Raw genomic sequence first — 18967 nt, 5'->3', positions numbered from 1 at the left:
TATTAATGTTAGAACTTACAAGTGAATTTAAACCAAGTCCTGATCAAAAACAAGCTATAGAAGGCATAGTAAAAAGTATTAAAAAAGGTAACAAATATCAAACTTTATTAGGTGTAACAGGTAGCGGAAAAACTTTTACTATGGCTAATGTCATCAAAGAACTTCAAATGCCAACTCTTATTATGAGTCATAATAAAAGCTTGTGTGCCCAACTTTATAGCGAATTTAAAGGCTTTTTTTCTAAAAATCATGTGGAATATTTTATTTCTTATTATGATTATTATCAACCAGAAGCCTATATTCCACGCACGGATGTTTTTATAGAAAAAGATAGCTCCACCAATGAAGATCTAGAAAGATTAAGACTTAGTGCTACAGCTTCGCTTTTAAGCTATGAAGATGTTGTATGCATTGCAAGTGTTTCGGCTAACTATGGGCTTGGAAATCCAAATGAATACATTGGAATGGTTTTAATTTTTGAACTTGGTATGCAAATTTCACAAAAAGAACTTCTTAAAAAACTTGTAGATATGGGCTATAAAAGAAATGATAATTTTTTTGATCGTGCAGATTTTCGCGTGCAAGGCGATATTATAGATATTTATCCTGCTTATTATGAGGATGAAGTAGTAAGGCTTGAATTTTTTGGCGATGAGTTAGACAGTATGTATCATTACAATGTTTTAGAAAATAAAAAAGGCAAAGATTTAAAACGCTTTATTTTATATCCTACAAGTCAATTTAGCGTCGGTGAAATGCGTTTAAAACAAGCTATTAAAGATATCAAGCAAGAATTAAACGAACGCTTAGCTCAATTTGAACTCGAAAATAAGCTCGTAGAGCATCAACGTTTAAAACAACGTGTTGAATTTGATCTTGAAATGCTTACAAGCACAGGTATGTGTAAAGGCGTAGAAAACTATGCTAGACATTTAACAGGATTAAAAGCCGGAGATACACCCTATACTCTATTTGATTATTTTGCGATTAAAGATAGAAAATTTCTTGTCATTGTTGATGAAAGTCATGTTTCATTGCCTCAATTTCGCGGAATGTTTGCTGGAGATAGAAGTAGAAAGCAAACTTTAGTAGATTATGGTTTTCGTTTGCCTTCAGCCCTTGATAATCGTCCTTTAATGTTTGACGAATTTATCCATAAAAATTGTCAATTTCTTTTTGTTTCAGCTACCCCAGCACCCCTAGAGCTTGAACTAAGTAAAGAGAATATTTTTCATCAAATTATGCGTCCAACGGGCTTACTTGATCCACTTATAGAATTAAAAGATAGCGACAATCAAGTTGAAATTTTATTTGACGAAGCTAAAAAAGTGATCGATAAAAATGAACGTGTCTTAGTTACAGTGCTGACTAAAAAATTAGCCGAAGAACTTACAAGGTATTATTTAGAGCTTGGTATTAAAGTAAAATACATGCATTCAGATATTGATGCGATAGAACGCAATGAAATCATTAGAAACCTTAGAAGTGGTGCTTTTGATATGTTAATTGGTATCAATTTGCTTAGAGAAGGGCTTGATTTGCCTGAAGTTTCACTCATTGCCATTATGGATGCTGACAAAGAAGGATTTTTAAGAAGTACAACAAGTCTTATACAGACTATGGGAAGGGCTGCAAGAAATGTCAATGGAAAAGTATTGCTTTTTTGCAAAAAAATCACAAAATCCATGCAAGAAGCTATGGATACAACCAACGAACGTCGCAAACTTCAAGAAGCCTATAACAAAAAACACAATATTACTCCAACCTCAGTTAAACGTCACATAGAAGAAAGTTTAAAAAATGAGGAAGATTTGGGAGAAATTTACCGTAAGGGTAAAAAATTCGAAAAAATGCCAGCTAGTGAAAGATCTAAAATTATAAAAGAACTTCGAAAACAAATGCTAGAAGCAGCAAAAGCTCTTGAATTTGAAAAAGCAGCGGCTATAAGAGATGAGATCAATAAAATGAAAAATTTATAATAAAAAAATATCTCTTGTTCTCACTCCAACTTCATTAATCAAGGCATTTAAAATTTCATATTCAAAATCTTGCAAAGGACGCTTTTCTTTTAAAACTATACCAATAACTCCTTTTGTCTTTTCTCCATCCTCTATGGGTAAATACATTGCATTAGCATTAGGTAAGGTATTGGTACAAACTCCTGCTCTTTCACGATTTGTAGCTACCCACTGTGCTATAGCAATTTCATCAGCACTAAAACAATTTTTCAACATTTGCTTATCATCGTTAAAAAATAATAAAGGTTTGGATAAAATATTGTTTTTATTCATAGGATAGATAATAATAGGCAAATTTAATAATTTCAAAGCCTGGTTTCCAAGCTGCTCCCAAAGCTCTTGTTTGCTTTTCACTCTAGCTAATTTTTCACTATTTTCAAGTAAAATTGCAGTTCTATAAGCTCTCTTTGCAAGATCTTTAGATTGTAATTTTAATCTTCTTGTAAAAACAGAAGTTAAAAACCCGACTATAAACATCGTTGCAAAGGTGATAATATTTCCACTATCATAAATTTTAAAACTAAAAAAAGGACTTGAGAAGAAAAAATTATAAGTTAAAACGCTTATTAAGGAAGAATAAAATGCATAAAATTTATTATCCGATATAAAAGAAGAAGCAAAGACAGCTAAAATAAAAACCATGACTATATTGCTTGGTTGAGTATCAAATCTATGAAATACAAAAGCTATAATTATAGCTAAAAATAAAATTGTATTAATTTTAATAAAATTTAAAAAATTAAAATTTCTCTTTTTAGATGTTTTAAGTGTTTTAATCTCACTTTCATTAACTAAATATAAGTCAATATTAGGAGCTTTATTTGCCACAGCTTCAAAAATCTCTTCTTTAAATTTTTTTCTATTTTTATTTTTTCCCAAAACTATTTTAGAAACATTGCTAATGTTTGAATATTCAGCAATTTGATTTGCTACATCTTCATCATAAATACTTATAATTTCAGCATCAAAACTTTTTGCAAGTTCTAAATTTTGTTTCAACAGCTTATCTTCCTCAAGGTTAGAATTTTTTATACAAATAGCACTTAATTTTGCGTGAAAAGCACTTGCAAGTCTTGCAGCCGATCTGATAACCTTAGCATTACTTTCATTGATACAAACTAAAATATGCTCTCCGGTATGATAAGTTAAATCATCATTGATAAGTCTTTGCTCATTTGCTCTTACATTGACTCTTGATGCAAGTCTTCTTAAAGCAATTTCTCTTAAGGCTATCAATCTTTCTTGTCTGAAAAAATTTTCTAAAGCTAACTTAGCCTGTTTTTCTTTATAAATTTTACCCTCTTGCATCCTTTTTAAAAGCTTATTGGGCTCAATATCTACGAGTTCTACTTGATCGGCTTCATCAAAAATACGATCAGGAATTCTTTCTTTAACTTCTATTTTGCTAATATTTGCCACCAAATCATTTAAACTTTCTAAATGCTGGATATTTAAAGTAGTATAAACATCGATTCCCGCCTTCAATAACTCTTCTATATCTTGAAAACGCTTTTCATTTCTAAGGCCTTTCGCATTTGTGTGTGCTAACTCATCGACTAAAACCAAAGCTGGTTTTCTTTTTAAAGTAGCATCCAAATCAAATTCTTTCAAAATGATATTTTTATAAGAAATTTCAAGATTTTCAATACTTTCAAAACCTTCAGTCAAATTCATAGTTTCAGGTCTATCATGGGGTTCTATATAACCTAAAACGACATCGACTCCATTTTGCAATAAATTTCTAGCCTCGCTTAACATAGCATAGGTTTTTCCAGATCCTGCTGCATAACCTAAAAATATTTTTAGTTTAGCAAATTTATTTTTTTCCTCTTCTTTGGCTTTTACTTCAAATTTTTTAAGAATTTGTTCGGGTGTTTGTCGTTGCATTTTTACTCTTTTTCATGGCCTTATTTATAGCTATATTCGCTTTTAAAACATTAACTTTCATCTCGCCAAAAATACCTAAAAATTTATCTTGCGTGCTATTATTAATGATTTTTTCTACTTGATTTTTACTTAATTTTGAAAATTTGACTATACGAGGAATTTGTACCCATGCTGCTTGTTTACTAATATGCGGATCAAATCCTGAAGCTGAAGCACTTAATAAATCAATTGGAATTTCCTTTTTTGAAACATTTGGATTTTGCTTTAAAAATTGATTTAAATCCTTTATCATGCGCTCTTTTAATGCAGGATTAGACATAGCATAATTAAAACCACCTGAATTAACACTGCTTTGATTAATATCACTTGTATTATAATTTACAGCTGAACTTCTTCCATGTAAAAAATAAGGCTTGTTAAAAGCTTGACCTAAAAGCTCTGATCCAACCGCTTTATTTACATCAAGTGTAGCTTGTCCATTTTCATCGATTAAACTTCCACTCGCCTCATAAGGAAAAACAAATTTAGCTATCTCATTTAATGTAAAAGGATAAATAGCACAACACAAAACAAGCATAACGATAAAAAAACTAAGCAAAGTTCTAATCATAATCAAACTCCTAAAATTCCAAGTAGCCAAGCCGTAGGAATATCGATGATTTTAATACCAATAAAAGGAGCGATCACCCCTCCAATTCCATAAATCCCTAAATTTCTTAAAAGTAACATTTCACTTTTCATAGGTCTAAATTTAACACCACGCATAGCAATAGGTATAAGCAAAGGAATAATCACAGCATTAAAAATCAATGCTGATAAAATAGCACTTTGTGGAGTTGCTAAATGCATAATATTTAAAATTTGCATCTGCGGCAAAACCACACTAAACATAGCTGGTAAAATGGCAAAATACTTAGCAATATCATTAGCCATGCTAAAGGTTGTCAAACTTCCTCTAGTGATCAATAAACCTTTGCCTATTTCAACAATTTCTAAAATTTTTGTAGGATTAGAGTCAAGATCAATCATATTAGCAGCTTCTTTAGCAGCTGCAGTTCCTGAATTCATCGCTATACCAACATCAGCTTGTGCGAGTGCTGGAGCATCATTAGTGCCATCTCCTGTCATTGCGACAATTTTACCTTCAGCTTGTTCTTTTTTTATAGCTTCTATTTTATCTTCTGGCTTACATTCTGCTATAAAACCATCAAGTCCGGCTTCTTTGGCTATTGTAGCCGCTGTTAAGGGATTGTCTCCTGTGCACATAAGTGTTTTTATGCCCATTTTTCTTAATTTTGCAAATCGTTCTTTAAGACCTGGCTTTACAGTATCTTTTAGATAAATTACTCCTAAAATTTCCTTATCTTGACTTACCACTAAAGGAGTTCCACCTAGATTTGAAATTTGCATGACTTTTGCTTCCAAATCACTTGGAATTTCTCCACCCATTTCATCAATATAGGCCTTAATCGTATCAAAAGCCCCTTTGCGAATTTGAGTGCCATCTTTTAAATTAACCCCACTCATTCTATTTTGAGCACTAAATTCGATCACTTCTTGAATTTCTTCTTGATCGCGTTGATATCCCATTTTACCTGCTAACGCAACAATACTTTTTCCTTCTGGAGTTTCATCTTTTAAAGAAGATAATAAACAAGCATGGATCAATCGCTCCCTATCTACTCCTTGAACTTCATAAAATTCATTAGCCAAACGATTTCCAAAAGTGATCGTACCTGTTTTATCTAAGATCATGGTATCAACATCACCACAACTCTCCACGGCTTTTCCAGAAAGTGCTATTACATTAAAACGAGTTACTCTATCCATTCCTGCTATACCTATAGCCGAAAGAAGTCCTCCAATAGTAGTAGGAATCAAACATACAAGTAGAGCAACTAACCAAGAAATAGGCAAATTAACATTTAAAAATTCTATAAAAGGATACAAACTAACCACAACGATTAAAAAACTTAGACTAAGAACAATTAAAAGAATATTTAATGCGATTTCATTAGGTGTTTTTTGACGCGCAGCTCCTTCGACTAAATTGATCATTTTATCCAAAAAGCTTTCTCCAGCACCGACTAAAATTTTAATTTTTAAAAAATCTGTTAAAACCGTTGTTCCTCCAGTTACAGAAGAAAAATCACCCCCTGCTTCACGCATCACAGGCGCACTTTCTCCAGTAATTGCTGATTCATCAACACTAGCCGCCCCTTCGATAACCTCTCCATCATTAGGTATAAGTTCTCCTGCTTTAACTAGAACGATGTCTCCGATTTTTAATTTACTAGCACTTAGCATTTCTTCACTGCCATCATTTTTAATCACTCTTGCCTTAAAGTCTTTTTTACTTTGCTTTAAAGTGGCCGCCTGTGCCTTTCCTCTACCCTCGGCTATACTTTCTGCAAAATTTGCAAACAATAAAGTAATAAAAAGAACTAAGGTGATTAAAATATTATAAATTCTTTCTTGATGATCGCCTCCAAATAAACTAGGAAAAAAACTTAAAATAAGCGTGATAATAAAACCAATTTCTACCATAAACATTGTAGGATTTTTGATCATAAAACGCGGATCAAATTTAAAAAATGCTCCTTTGATTGCGGTGTTTAAAATTTCTTTTGTGATAAGTTTATTTTGTTTTTTAGACATTAGTTCTCCTTGTTTAATGCCATAAAGATAAATATTCAGCCACACTAGAAAGTGTCAGCACTGGAAAAAAAGTTAATGCCGCAAAAATATAAACGATACAAATTAAAACAAACATAAAAGTCAAAGTATCTGTTTTTAAGGTATTTGTATTATTTTCTTGGGTTTTTTGATTTAAAAATGATCCTGCAATTGCTAATTGTATAATCAAAATAAGATAACGCCCGCAAAACATTGCAAAAGCTGTGCTTAAATTCCAAAACAAATCATTATCTTTAAGTCCCTCAAGCCCAGATCCATTATTTGCAGTTGCGGATGTAAATTCATATAAAATTTGAGCTAAACCATGAAAGCTAGGATTTGTGATACTATCTTTTGCAAAAATTACCCCAAAAACGCTTAAAACAAGGATCAATAAAGGATGTATCAAAATAGCTAAGGCGATGAGTTTCATTTGCCTACTTTCTATTTTTTTTCCTAAAAACTCCGGAGTTCTTCCTATCATCAAGGCACAAATAAATACACACAAAATAACATAGATCATCATATTCATAAGCCCAACACCATCGCCACCAAAAGCAACGTTAAGCATCATATTAAGCATAGTAACTCCTATGCTTAAAGGGTTTAAACTATCATGCATATTATTAACACTTCCTGTTGTAAAAGACGTTGTAACAGCACTAAATAAACTGGATGAATTAGTTCCAAATCTTAATTCTTTTCCTTCTAAATTTCCCAAAGTTTGATTAAGTTCTAAAGAAGATAAATTAGGATTTGGAAGAGTTTCGCTATAATGGATAATAATTAAAGAAATTAAGAAAATAATACCCATAGCTCCAAAGATAACTCCACCTTGCTTTCCCATCAAAGCAAAACCTTGTTTTTCTTTTCTATAATGAATCATCAATCCAAAGGCTACAACACAAGAACTAGGAATTAACATCATGGATAAAATTTGTATAAGATTGGTTAAGGCATTAGGATTTTCAAAAGGCATACTTGAATTAGCTCCAAAAAATCCTCCACCATTGGTTCCTAAGTGTTTAATAGACTCAATAGCAGCAACAGGACCTGTGGCTATAGTTTGAATTTTATTTTCTAAAGTTATTAGATTGAAATTTGGATAATAATTTTGCACCACACCTTGTGAAACAAAAATCAAAGCAATAATAAAACTCAAAGGAAGTATTAAACGCGTCATCATGCGAGTAAAATCCTCATAATAATTTCCCATTTGCATACCACAAAATGCCCTGCAAAAAGCCATACAAGCACAATATCCACTCACACCAGAAACAAACATAGCAAGCAAAATTCCTGTGCTTTGAGAAAATAAACTTAAAGCATTTTCCCCGCTATAATGCTGTAAATTAGTATTAGTAATAAAACTAATAGCGGTATTTAAACTCAAATCTATGGGCATTGATTTGATAGAGTTAGGATTTAAAAAAAATCTATCTTGTAATAAAAAAATAATGAAAGAAAAAATAGCCACCAAAAGATTAAAAATACACAAATGAAAAGAATACTGTTTCCAAGTCATATTTTTTCTATCGATAGCGCAAATTTTATAAATGAAAGTATCTATAGGATTAAAAATAAAATCAAAAATAGTTTTTTTAAAATTAGCAATTTTATATAAATATCGTCCAAAAATTAAGGATAAACCAAAAGCTATAAGAAGTACTATTACAATTTCTAACATATTATTCCTTTAGAATTTTTCAGGATATAAAAGTGCATAAAAAAGATAGCAAGCAAGCGATAAACTTAAAATCAATAAAAAGATCATTCATAAAATCCTATTCAATAAAAATCATTTACAATAAAGGGTTTTAATTCTATCCTTGCTAGCCTTATAATTTGCTTTATTATTTTCAAACTAAAGATATCCTGCCATCATTGCAATAAAATAACCCGCTACACAAGAAGTTATTACGCCAATAAGTCCAGGTAAAATAAAACTATGATTGATCACAAATTTACCAATGCGAGTAGTTCCTGATCGATCAAATTGTATAGTAGCCAAATCGCTTGGATAAGTTGGCAAAATATAATACCCATAACAAGCAGCTGCAAAAGCTATGATCACACTTGGTTCAACACCAATACCCAAAGATAAAGGAACAAAAGCAGAGATGGCTGCCGCTTGAGAATTAACAAATTTAGAAATTAAAAGAAGCATTAAAGCGTAAGTCCAAGGATATTCTTTAACTATGTCTCCAAATAAAGCTTTCATCATAGGAGTATGAACTGCAAACATTGTATCAGCCATCCAAGAAATTCCAAAAACTGCCACAAGAGCTACCATGCCTGACTTAAAAATTTCATTAGAACTTATCTTTTTTACATCTGTTTTTGCAAAAATAATAATCAAAGCACCTGCTAAAAGCATAAACATTTGAATAATGGATACCATAGAAATATAATTATAACTTGGATTTCCAAGCTTGTCTTTTTGAGGAACGGCTATAATCTCATTTGAATGATCTTTTATATTTGAAGTTAATTTTTTAAGATCGACTGTAGCCTTATTTCCCCCGCTTAAAGTCCATTCTACCGTATTATCAATGTGTGCTTGATATACCATTTTTTGACCCCAATTGGGTTTTAAATCATCAAATATTCCAATAATAGCTACTGAAAAAATTGCAGCTATAAAAATCCACATTGCAATCCAATTGCTTTTTGCCAATTTAACACCTAAAAGCGTCTTGGATTCTCCATAAACATATTTTTTAAATTCCAAATCTTTTAATTTTTCTTGAAAAACCTCATCTTTATCCAAATCCTTACCTCTAAACCAAGAAAAAATCCCCACGCATAAAACACCTGCAAAAGTACTAGGTATAGTGATTTGAAGTAAATTAATATAACCATCAAAACCGGCCAATTTATGAGAAGTATTTAAAAGCAAGGCTGTTAAACTTACAACTGCTACAGAAACAGGACTTGCAATAATTCCCATTTGTGAAGATATAGAAGCTGCTGCCATAGGGCGTTCTGGACGAATACCATTTTTAATGGCAATATCATAAATGATAGGCATTATAGTATAAACAACATGCCCAGTCCCACAAAGCATAGTTAAAAAACACGTAACAAAAGGAGCTAAAATAGTCAAAAATTTAGGATTTTTTCTTAAAATTCTTTCAGCAATTTGAAGCATAACATCCAAACCACCACTTGCTTGCAAAGTCGCACTAGCAACAACTACAGCTAAAATAGTAAGCATAACATCAATCGCGGGTTTTCCTGGCTGGATATGAAAAACAAAAACTAGCATCAAAATGCCTATTCCACCTAATAACCCAAGAGCTATACCTCCTTTTTTAGCACCATAAAAAAGACAGATAAGTACAACTACAATTTGAATAAAAAACTGCCATCCTTCGCTAAGATTTGTTAAAAAATCCATTTTAATTCCTTTTTAAATTATAAAAAATAATTTATCCATTGTACCATAATTTAAAAAGAAAAGATAACATTTATTAAATAATATAAATAAAAATTAAATATTTTTATTTAAAGAAAATTTAGTTAGTTATTAAAGATAAATTTATCCCTCAAGCTCATAAAGTTTTTTTCTATCTGTAGAACTTGCAATATTTAAGCGTTTTCTATATTTAGTAACCGTGCGACGCCCTATATCGACTTTAAATTCATCTTGTATAAGTTTTAAAATTTTACTATCACTTAAAGGTTTTAAACGATTTTCATTCTTAATTAAATTAACAATAAAATCTTTAACACTTGCATTAGAAGTTTCTCCTTCTTCATCGAGTGCAAAAGCAAAAAAATCTTTCAAAGGAATAAGCCCTCTTTCGCAACTTAAATATTTATTTGCAATGGCTCTTGATATAGTAGAAGCATTACGATCTAAATCCTCGGCAATATCTTTTAAAGTCATGGGTTTAATATCTTTACCCACAAAAAAATCGTACTGGTGTTCTACTATCATCAATCCAATTTTATATAAAGTCGCTTTTCTCATAGCCAAAGCATCAACTAAATTTTTAGCCTCTTTGATATAGTGAGTTAAGTATTCATGATCTAGCCCATCAGTTTCAATGGAAATTTCAGGATAATATTCATCATTAATTTTTACTTTAATTTCATCATTTTCGCGAAAAATAAAAATATCTGGAATGATAACTTGAGAGTCTTCAAAATATTCCAAAAATGGAGGAATGCTAAATTTTTTTATGACAGAAATTGCTTGAGTGTATAATTTTTCTTTTGTATAGTTTTGAATATTTTCAAAATCTAATACAAGCATTTTACAAAAATCATAGAGTTCTTCGTCAAGATTTTCATTATCAAGTGCAAATAAAAAAGCTTCTTTGTAGTCTTTAGCACCTACCCCTATAGGATCTAAAAATTTAAAACGCATTCTTATATTTTCAAGATCTTTTTCATCCACATCTTGCATAATATCTTGATCATACTCAAAATATCCTTCGTGATTTAAACATTCTATGATTTTATTTGCAATATCTTGAGATTTTTTTGTAGGAAAAAGCGGAGGGATGATTTGCTCGTTTAAAATTTCATAAACACTTTTTTTACCAATTCCCATACTTTCAACTATTGCAGAATTAGTATTATTTTTATAAAAAGAATCAAAATAACTCTTTCCTTTTTCAGAGGTTTTAATCGCATCTTGAACATTTAAAAAAGGATTTTCTTCTGCAAATTTATCCAAATTCTCTTTTAAATCTTCTATATTTGCTTGCAAAATAGGAAGCCAAGAACGCAAAGTTTGGGAAATTTTTGTTTTTGTGCTTTGAGTAATCTTTTGCTTTAACATTAATCTAGGAGTTTAAACTCCGCTCCTAAATAATATTTTTTCACATCTTTATTGTTTGCAATTTCTTCAGCATTTCCACTTGCCAATAAAGATCCAGAACGAATCACATAAGCTCTATCACAAATGGCTAAAGTCTCGCGTACATTATGATCGGTAATCAAAACCCCTATATTTAGCTTTTTAAGTTCTTTAATTAAAGTTTGGATTTCAGAAACCGCTATAGGATCAACCCCCGCAAATGGCTCATCAAGAAGTAAAAATTTAGGCTCACACATCAAACTTCTTGCTAACTCACAACGCCTTCTTTCTCCACCACTTAAACTCAAACCCTTTCTTAAGCGAATCGGTTCTATACTTAAGAGTTCAAGCATTTGCTCTACTTTTTCATTTAATAATTTTTTATCTTTATAAAAAATTTGTGCCGCTAAAAGCAAATTCTCTTCAACGCTTAAATCTTTAAAAATACTACTTTCTTGTGGTAAATATCCTATCCCTTCTCTTGCACGCTTATTTAATGGCTCCTTAGTAATATCCAAACCATCAAGAAGCACCCTTCCGCTACTTGGAGAAATCAATCCGCATATCATATAAAAAGTAGTAGTTTTTCCAGCTCCATTTGGCCCTAAAAGTCCAACGATCTCTCCACTATTTAACTCTAAGGATATATCATGTATAATTTTAGTTTTTTTGATAATTTTTTCTAAATTGATTATTTCTAATTTACTCATAAAATTTCATACTTTCTTTTATTTTTCTCTATGCTAATTTTAACAATTGTAGTTAAAATTCCAAATTGCAATAATTTTTCTTTTAACCCATCATCTCCCCATTCCACCAAATGCAAACCTTCTTCAAATAAATTATCAAACAAGCCATTCTTTAAAAGCCCATCTAAGCCCTGCTGATAGATATCATAATGATACACACAAATATTTTCATTTTGGTATTTTTGCATAATAGAAAAAGTTGGAGAAGTAACCTGATCGCTTAAATTTAGAAATTTAACCCAAGCTTGAACTAAGCTAGTTTTACCACTAGCTAAATCTCCTTGCAATAAAACCACTCCATTTCTTGGTAGATTGATTAACAATTTATCCAATTCATTTTGAGTTAAAATCATTTCTTTCATAATTTTTCCACATATTGACTTTGAGTATTTTTAGGAATGCTTTTGGTGGTAGGTATAGCTAAAACTTTATATTCTTGAGTATATTGTATAAAATGCAAACTAATGATATCTCCTATTTTCACTTCTTTGCTCGCTTTAACCACTTTGTTATTGATTCTTACCACTCCACTTTTACACATATCTTCAGAAATTGCTCTTCTTTTAGTGATATTTACTACATTTAAAAATTTATCTACTCTCATCAAGAATGAATTTTAGCAAAAAAAATCAAATTTTGGAACATATTTTGCTTATATTTATTGTTTTAAAAACTTTTCTTTAATAAAATTTTAGATACAATGTAAAATACATAAAAAATTTTGATTTGTAAATGTAAAAGCCAAAGGGATTTTAATCATGAAAAATAAAATAAAAAAGGTTGTTTTAGCATACTCTGGCGGTCTTGATACAAGTATTATTTTAAAATGGCTTCAAGATGAATATAAATGCGAAGTTATAACCTTTACAGCTGATATTGGGCAAGGGGAAGAATTAGAACCGGCTAAACAAAAAGCTCTTTCTTTAGGAATCAAGGAAGAAAATATTTTTATTAAAGATCTTAAAGATGAATTTGTTAAAGATTATGTATTTCCTATGTTTAGAGCAAATGCACTCTATGAAGGAGAATACTTGCTCGGAACAAGCATAGCACGCCCATTGATCGCAAAAACTCAAGCACAAATTGCCATCCAAACCAAAGCAGATGCGGTCAGTCATGGTGCAACAGGCAAAGGAAATGATCAGGTACGTTTTGAACTTGGTTATCTTGCTTTCAATCCTGAGTTAAAAATCATTGCTCCTTGGAGAGAATGGGATTTAAATAGCCGCGAAAAACTTCTTGCTTATGCACAAAAACATGGTATTGATATTTCTAAAAAAAAGGGCAAGTCTCCTTATTCTATGGATGCTAATTTACTTCATATTTCTTATGAAGGACTTATTTTAGAAAATCCAACTTGTCCTCCAGAAGATGATATGTGGAGATGGACAAAAAATCCAAAAGAAGCTCCAAATGAAAGTGAAATTATAGAGCTTGAATTTCAAAAGGGAGATCTTGTTGCGATTAATGAAAAAAAACTTTCTCCGGCAGAACTTTTAACCCAACTAAATAAACTAGGTGCAAAACATGGTATAGGCCGTCTTGATATAGTTGAAAATCGTTACGTGGGAATGAAAAGTCGTGGTTGTTATGAAACCCCAGGAGGTACTATACTTTTGAAAGCTCATAGGGCCATTGAAAGCATTACCCTTGACAGAGAGGCTTCACATTTAAAAGATGAATTGATGCCAAAATATGCGAGTTTAATTTACAATGGGTATTGGTTCTCTCCTGAAAGACTAATGCTTCAAGCATTAATTGACGAATCTCAAAAATATGTCAATGGCAAAGTAAAACTTGAACTTTATAAAGGCAACGCCATTGTAATAGGACGCGAAAGTGCAAATGATAGTTTATTTAATGCAGCTTACTGCACCTTTGAAGAAGATGAAGTATATAATCAAAAAGATGCAGCTGGCTTTATAAAACTTAACGCCTTGCGTTTTATCATTGCAGGAAAAAATGGAAGAAAATTTTAACTAAGGAATAATAATGAAAGTGTTACTGATTAAAGATGTTAAAGGACTTGGAAAAGCTGGAGAAGTTAAAGAAGTCAAAGATGGATATGGACAAAATTTTTTAATCGGAAAAGGATTAGCAAAAGCTGCTACAACTGAAGTTTTAAGAAAATATGAAAGTGATAAGAAAAAAGAAGCTGAAAATTTACGCTTTGAAATTGCAAATTTAGAAAAATTAAAAGAAGAGCTTAGCAAAATCACTCTTGAAATTTTTAAACCTGTTGGATCCACTGGTCATTTATTCGGCGGGGTTACAAAAGATGAAATCGCCCATGCACTTAAAGAGCAAAAAAATATAGAACTTGATAAAAAAAGCTTAGAGTGTGATACTTTAAAAAGCATTGGAATTCATGAAATCAGCGTAAAATTAGGTCATGCAATCCATGCAAATTTTAAAATTGACATAAAGGCAGAATAATTATGTTTCACGCAACTACAATTTTAGCCTATAAGGGTAAAAATAAATCCGTAATCGGAGGAGATGGGCAAGTTAGCTTTGGAAATACTGTTTTAAAAGGTAATGCCGTTAAAATTAGAAAACTTAACAATGGCAAAGTTTTAGCAGGTTTTGCAGGAAGTACAGCAGATGCTTTTAATCTTTTTGATATGTTTGAAAATTTATTACAAAGTTCTAAAGGCGATCTTTTAAAGGCTGCTATAGATTTTTCCAAAGAATGGAGAAAAGATAAATACTTGAGAAAACTCGAAGCCATGATGCTAGTACTTGATAGAAATCACATTTTTTTACTTTCAGGAACTGGTGATGTGGTAGAACCAGAAGATGGAGAGATCGCAGCAATTGGTAGCGGTGGAAATTATGCGCTTTCAGCTGCAAGAGCTTTAGCAAAACACTCTTCTTTAGATGAAGAAGAACTAGTAAGATCAAGCTTACAAATTGCAGGAGAAATTTGCATTTATACCAATACAAATATAAAAACCTATGTAATAGAGGATGAAAAATGAACTTAACTCCAAAAGAAATAGTCAAATTTTTAGATGATTATGTTATCGGTCAAAAAAAAGCTAAGAAAATCATCGCCATAGCCTTAAGAAACCGCTATAGAAGAATGCAGCTTAGCCCAGAACTTCAAGATGATATTATGCCAAAAAATATTTTAATGATAGGATCAACTGGAGTTGGTAAAACCGAAATTGCAAGAAGACTTGCAAAAATGATGGGTTTTCCTTTCATAAAAATTGAAGCTAGTAAATATACTGAAGTAGGTTTTGTGGGACGTGATGTGGAAAGCATGGTAAGAGATTTGGCCAATGCAGCTTTAAATTTGGTTAAAAATGAACAAAAAGAAAAAAACAAAGATAAAATCGATGAATTTATCGAAAATAAAATTTTAGAAAAACTCTTACCGCCTTTACCAAAAGGCATTAGTGACGAAAAGCAAGAAGAATATAAAAATAGCCTTGAAAAAATGAGAACTAAACTTAGAAATGGGGATTTGGATGAAAGCAATATAGAAATAGAAATTTCTCAAAGCATGTTTGATACCAATCCTAACTTGCCACCTGAAATGGGAGCGATGCAAGATATTGTTAAAGTTATTGGCGTAGGGAGTAAAAAAGTCAAAAAAGAAATGAAAATTAAAGATGCTAAAAACGCTTTAAGAAACGAAGCTGGAGATAAAATTTTAGATCAAGAAAGTATTAAAAGTGAAGCTTTAAAAAGAGCAGAAAATGAAGGAATTATTTTTATAGATGAGATCGATAAAATAGCCGTTTCAAGCAGTAATTCAAACCGACAAGATCCAAGCAAAGAAGGAGTACAAAGAGATTTACTTCCTATAGTTGAAGGGTCTAATGTGCAAACAAAAATTGGAACCTTAAAAACCGATCACATACTTTTTATCGCTGCGGGTGCTTTTCATTTAAGTAAGCCAAGTGATTTAATTCCAGAACTTCAAGGACGTTTTCCTTTAAGGGTTGAACTTGATAGCTTAGATGATAAAGCTCTTTATGAAATTTTAACCCGTCCTAAAAATTCACTTTTAAAACAATACACCGAACTTTTAAAAACAGAAAAATTAGAACTTGAATTTGATGATGAAGCGATAAAAGAAATTGCAAAAATAGCTTCTAAAGCAAATGAAGAAATGCAAGATATAGGCGCTAGACGTTTACATACTGTGATAGAAAAACTTCTTGAAGACTTAAGTTTTGAGGCCGATGAATACGCGGGTAAGAAATTTATCGTTGATAAAAAAATGGTTGAAGAAAAACTTGGAGACATTATAGAAAATAAAGATTTAGCTAGGTATATTTTGTGAAGAGTGGCTTTGTTAGCATCATAGGAAGAACCAATGCTGGAAAAAGTGCTTTGGTTAATTCCTTGCTTGAAGAAAAAATCACCCTAGTTTCTCATAAACAAAATGCCACAAGGCGAAAAATCAAAGCCATAGTGATGCACGAAGAAGATCAAATTATTTTTATTGATACTCCTGGATTGCATCAAAGTAATGCAACCTTAAATCAAATGTTAATTGAAAGTGCTATAAAAGCCATGGGAGATTGTGATTTGATTTTGTTTGTGGCAAGCGTGTTTGATGATTTGAAAAATTATGAAGAATTTTTAACACTAAAGCCAAAAGTTCCTCATATTATCGTTTTAAACAAAGTTGATTTAACCGATAATACTACTCTTTTAAAAAAACTTAACGATTATGCTAAATTTAGCGAGTATTTTAAGGCTATCATTCCTTATTCTTGCAAAAAAAAGACTTATAAAAAAACCTTGCTTGATGAAATTGTAAAATATTTAGACGAACATGAATATTTTTATGATCCTGATTTTTTAACTCCAAGCAGTCAAAAAGAACTTTATAGAGATTTTATACTCGAAAGTATTTATGAAAATTTAAGTCAAGAGCTGCCCTATTGCACTGAAGTGGTAATCAATAAAATTAAAGAAAAAACAAATCTTATCATTATTGAAGCTCAAATCATTACCGATACAAATTCTCACAAAGCCATGCTTATAGGAAAAAATGGTATAACGCTTAATCGTATAGGTAGAGATGCTAGGATAAAAATTACACAACTAGCTCAAAATAAAATTCTTTTAAAGCTATATGTAGTGGTAAAAAAGAATTGGCAAAAAGATGAGGATTTTTTAAAAAAAATATTAAATTATGAAGAATAAAATCGAAATTGTACATTTTGAAAAACTCATTTATGTTCAAAAAAATGGAAGATTTGAAGAAGATAGACTCTTTGAGGAAATAATCAAAGAATGTGATATAAAAAATCCTTTTGAATATCAAATAGCATTTTTAAAACAAGATGAAATTTATCACTGTTTTTTAAGTAGAGTTGAAAATTTGCCTAAATGCCTCGCTTGTTTTCCCAAAGCTTTCATTTTTAAGCCTTTATTTAAAAATAATTTGATTGAAAAAAATAATTTTTGCTTTCTAGAGCTTTATTTAGATGAAGTATATTTATGTTTTTATGAACAAGATAATTTTAAAGCTTTTAAAAAATTCAAATACGAAAAAGATATGGAATTATTCTTAGAAAAAACGCATATATTAGAACTTTTACAATACTATGAAAGTGAAATTGTAATCAGTTTTGAAAATAATGATTTGATAAAAGAATTAAAAAATAAAGCAATTGCTTGTAAAATTTTAGAACAAAATGAAAATAAACTTGCAGAATTAAGTGTGCCATTCTTAGATAAAAATACAAATTTTATCAAAATAAGCAAGAAAATATTTCCTTATTATATAAAATTAGTTTTTCTATTTTTATTGAGTTTTTTAAGTTTAAGCGGGATTTTAATTTTTACTAATTTTTTAAACTATCAAGAAAATAAAAATCTGCAGACTCAAAGTAAAATTTCTCAAGATAAACTCTATAGATTAGAAAAAGAAAAAAATATAATTTTAGAAAAAAAACTCAAAGACTTAAATTCTACTCTTTATAATAAAAAAACGCTGCTTGATCAAAATTTTAATCAACTTGATGAAATTATAAAAAATTTCAAACCAAACAAGGATAGAATTTTGATTTTAAAAAACATCTTCATTTGGCTCAATCAAAACTCACTAGGAATTTCTAGCTTAAAACTAAAAAATTATAATATTATTATACAATTTAACAATCAAGAAAATTATCTTGATGCTCTTAGAAATTTAAAAAGCGATTTTAAGCTTATATCTAAAAATGACACATTATATCAAATTATTTTAGAGTTAGATCATGGATAAAATAGAATTTTTTTTAGAAAATTTAAACTCAAGAGAAAAGCTTCTTATTGCTATAATTGTAGTATTGATGGCTGTATTTTTAGCCTTTAAAATGAATTATTTAGCTTCAAGTTTCTTTTTCAATCATAATATTTTCATTCATAGTGTTAATATAGAAAAAGAACGATCTATAAATCAAAATTTAGAACAAAAAATACAAAAATTAAATCAAACACTACACCAAATTCAAAACAAAACACTAGTTTATGAACAATACCTAGTTCTATTTCAAAAAAAATACGATCAATATTTAAAAAATATTGAGGTGCTTGCATCCAAAAATAAAATCAATATTAAAAATATTACCCAAATGACAAATATTCAGAAAAATCGACTAAATAACTACAAATTATTTGTTGAATCCTATGGGAATTTTCACGCTTTATTATCTTTTATAAAAGATTTAGAAAATTCAAATTTTTATTACCAATTTAACATCATTGAAATGCAAAATATAAATTCTTTAAACCTAGAATTAAATCTTAATATTTCTTTTTTATTGCTGTAAAAAAGTAACAAATTTACAAAAATATTACAAAAATATACATAAATT

General features: G+C 30.2%; 17 protein-coding genes and 1 pseudogene. 8 read left to right on the top strand and 10 right to left on the bottom strand.

The window, feature by feature from the left end; all coding sequences use genetic code 11:
• Positions 1-5: 5 nt before the first annotated feature.
• Complete coding sequence (uvrB, locus tag CQA76_RS04290) at positions 6-1979, top strand: excinuclease ABC subunit UvrB (RefSeq protein ID WP_137622216.1); 1974 nt, start codon at positions 6-8, stop codon at positions 1977-1979.
• Here uvrB and CQA76_RS04285 read toward each other — a convergent pair.
• The 10 genes and pseudogenes from CQA76_RS04285 to CQA76_RS04240 form a co-directional block, all read right to left on the bottom strand.
• Positions 1974-3905 (bottom strand): sensor histidine kinase, encoded by a 1932-nt coding sequence (locus tag CQA76_RS04285; protein ID WP_137622215.1) that lies wholly within the window; start codon positions 3903-3905, stop codon positions 1974-1976. The genes uvrB and CQA76_RS04285 overlap by 6 nt on opposite strands.
• Positions 3874-4515: a potassium-transporting ATPase subunit C gene (locus tag CQA76_RS04280; RefSeq protein ID WP_137622214.1), complete on the bottom strand. Its 642-nt coding sequence runs from the start codon at positions 4513-4515 to the stop codon at positions 3874-3876. The genes CQA76_RS04285 and CQA76_RS04280 overlap by 32 nt, the downstream gene beginning before the upstream one ends.
• A gap of 2 nt (positions 4516-4517) precedes the next feature.
• Complete coding sequence (gene kdpB / locus CQA76_RS04275; RefSeq protein WP_137622213.1) at positions 4518-6563, bottom strand: potassium-transporting ATPase subunit KdpB; 2046 nt, start codon at positions 6561-6563, stop codon at positions 4518-4520.
• A 13-nt stretch (positions 6564-6576) separates the two neighbouring features.
• On the bottom strand, positions 6577-8268 hold the full coding sequence (gene kdpA / locus CQA76_RS04270) for a potassium-transporting ATPase subunit KdpA (RefSeq protein ID WP_137622212.1): 1692 nt from the start codon (positions 8266-8268) through the stop codon (positions 6577-6579).
• A 9-nt stretch (positions 8269-8277) separates the two neighbouring features.
• A pseudogene (gene kdpF, locus CQA76_RS04265) lies at positions 8278-8355 on the bottom strand (K(+)-transporting ATPase subunit F); the annotation flags it as partial.
• 90 nt (positions 8356-8445) lie between these two features.
• Positions 8446-9981, bottom strand: a complete 1536-nt coding sequence (locus tag CQA76_RS04260; protein WP_137622211.1) for an anaerobic C4-dicarboxylate transporter — start codon at positions 9979-9981, stop codon at positions 8446-8448.
• A gap of 141 nt (positions 9982-10122) precedes the next feature.
• Complete coding sequence (locus CQA76_RS04255) at positions 10123-11373, bottom strand: RNA polymerase factor sigma-54 (RefSeq protein WP_137622210.1); 1251 nt, start codon at positions 11371-11373, stop codon at positions 10123-10125.
• Positions 11373-12101, bottom strand: coding sequence for an LPS export ABC transporter ATP-binding protein (gene lptB, locus CQA76_RS04250; protein WP_137622209.1), 729 nt, complete (start codon positions 12099-12101; stop codon positions 11373-11375). The genes CQA76_RS04255 and lptB overlap by 1 nt, the downstream gene beginning before the upstream one ends.
• Positions 12098-12502 (bottom strand): tRNA (adenosine(37)-N6)-threonylcarbamoyltransferase complex ATPase subunit type 1 TsaE, encoded by a 405-nt coding sequence (gene tsaE / locus CQA76_RS04245; RefSeq protein ID WP_137622208.1) that lies wholly within the window; start codon positions 12500-12502, stop codon positions 12098-12100. The genes lptB and tsaE overlap by 4 nt, the downstream gene beginning before the upstream one ends.
• Positions 12499-12744, bottom strand: coding sequence for an RNA-binding S4 domain-containing protein (locus tag CQA76_RS04240; RefSeq protein WP_137622207.1), 246 nt, complete (start codon positions 12742-12744; stop codon positions 12499-12501). Before CQA76_RS04240 ends, tsaE begins: the two co-directional genes overlap by 4 nt.
• 154 nt (positions 12745-12898) lie before the next feature.
• Between CQA76_RS04240 and CQA76_RS04235 the strand changes: the two genes are divergently transcribed.
• The 7 genes from CQA76_RS04235 to CQA76_RS04205 are packed head-to-tail and all read left to right on the top strand — an operon-like array spanning position 12899 to position 18922.
• Positions 12899-14119, top strand: a complete 1221-nt coding sequence (locus CQA76_RS04235; protein ID WP_137622206.1) for an argininosuccinate synthase — start codon at positions 12899-12901, stop codon at positions 14117-14119.
• A gap of 13 nt (positions 14120-14132) precedes the next feature.
• Positions 14133-14576 carry a 50S ribosomal protein L9 gene (rplI, locus tag CQA76_RS04230; RefSeq protein WP_137622205.1) on the top strand — a complete coding sequence of 148 codons (444 nt, stop codon included), beginning with the start codon at positions 14133-14135 and terminating at the stop codon, positions 14574-14576.
• A gap of 2 nt (positions 14577-14578) precedes the next feature.
• A complete protein-coding gene (hslV, locus tag CQA76_RS04225; RefSeq protein WP_137622204.1) occupies positions 14579-15121 on the top strand; it encodes an ATP-dependent protease subunit HslV in 543 nt (180 codons plus the stop codon).
• Positions 15118-16437: an ATP-dependent protease ATPase subunit HslU gene (hslU, locus tag CQA76_RS04220; protein ID WP_137622203.1), complete on the top strand. Its 1320-nt coding sequence runs from the start codon at positions 15118-15120 to the stop codon at positions 16435-16437. Before hslV ends, hslU begins: the two co-directional genes overlap by 4 nt.
• Positions 16434-17309, top strand: coding sequence for a GTPase Era (gene era / locus CQA76_RS04215; RefSeq protein ID WP_137622202.1), 876 nt, complete (start codon positions 16434-16436; stop codon positions 17307-17309). The genes hslU and era overlap by 4 nt, the downstream gene beginning before the upstream one ends.
• The gene (locus CQA76_RS04210; protein WP_137622201.1) at positions 17299-18375 is read left to right on the top strand and encodes a hypothetical protein; all 1077 of its coding nucleotides are present in this window, start codon (positions 17299-17301) and stop codon (positions 18373-18375) included. Before era ends, CQA76_RS04210 begins: the two co-directional genes overlap by 11 nt.
• Positions 18368-18922, top strand: a complete 555-nt coding sequence (locus tag CQA76_RS04205) for a hypothetical protein (protein WP_137622200.1) — start codon at positions 18368-18370, stop codon at positions 18920-18922. The genes CQA76_RS04210 and CQA76_RS04205 overlap by 8 nt, the downstream gene beginning before the upstream one ends.
• Positions 18923-18967 lie beyond the last annotated feature (45 nt).

It is taken from the genome of Campylobacter aviculae, from assembly GCF_005406215.1.
GTDB classification, from domain to species: Bacteria; Campylobacterota; Campylobacteria; order Campylobacterales; family Campylobacteraceae; genus Campylobacter_D; species Campylobacter_D aviculae.
The sequence above is the reverse complement of the archived record's forward strand: the minus strand, read 5'-3'. Positions and strand labels throughout refer to the sequence as shown.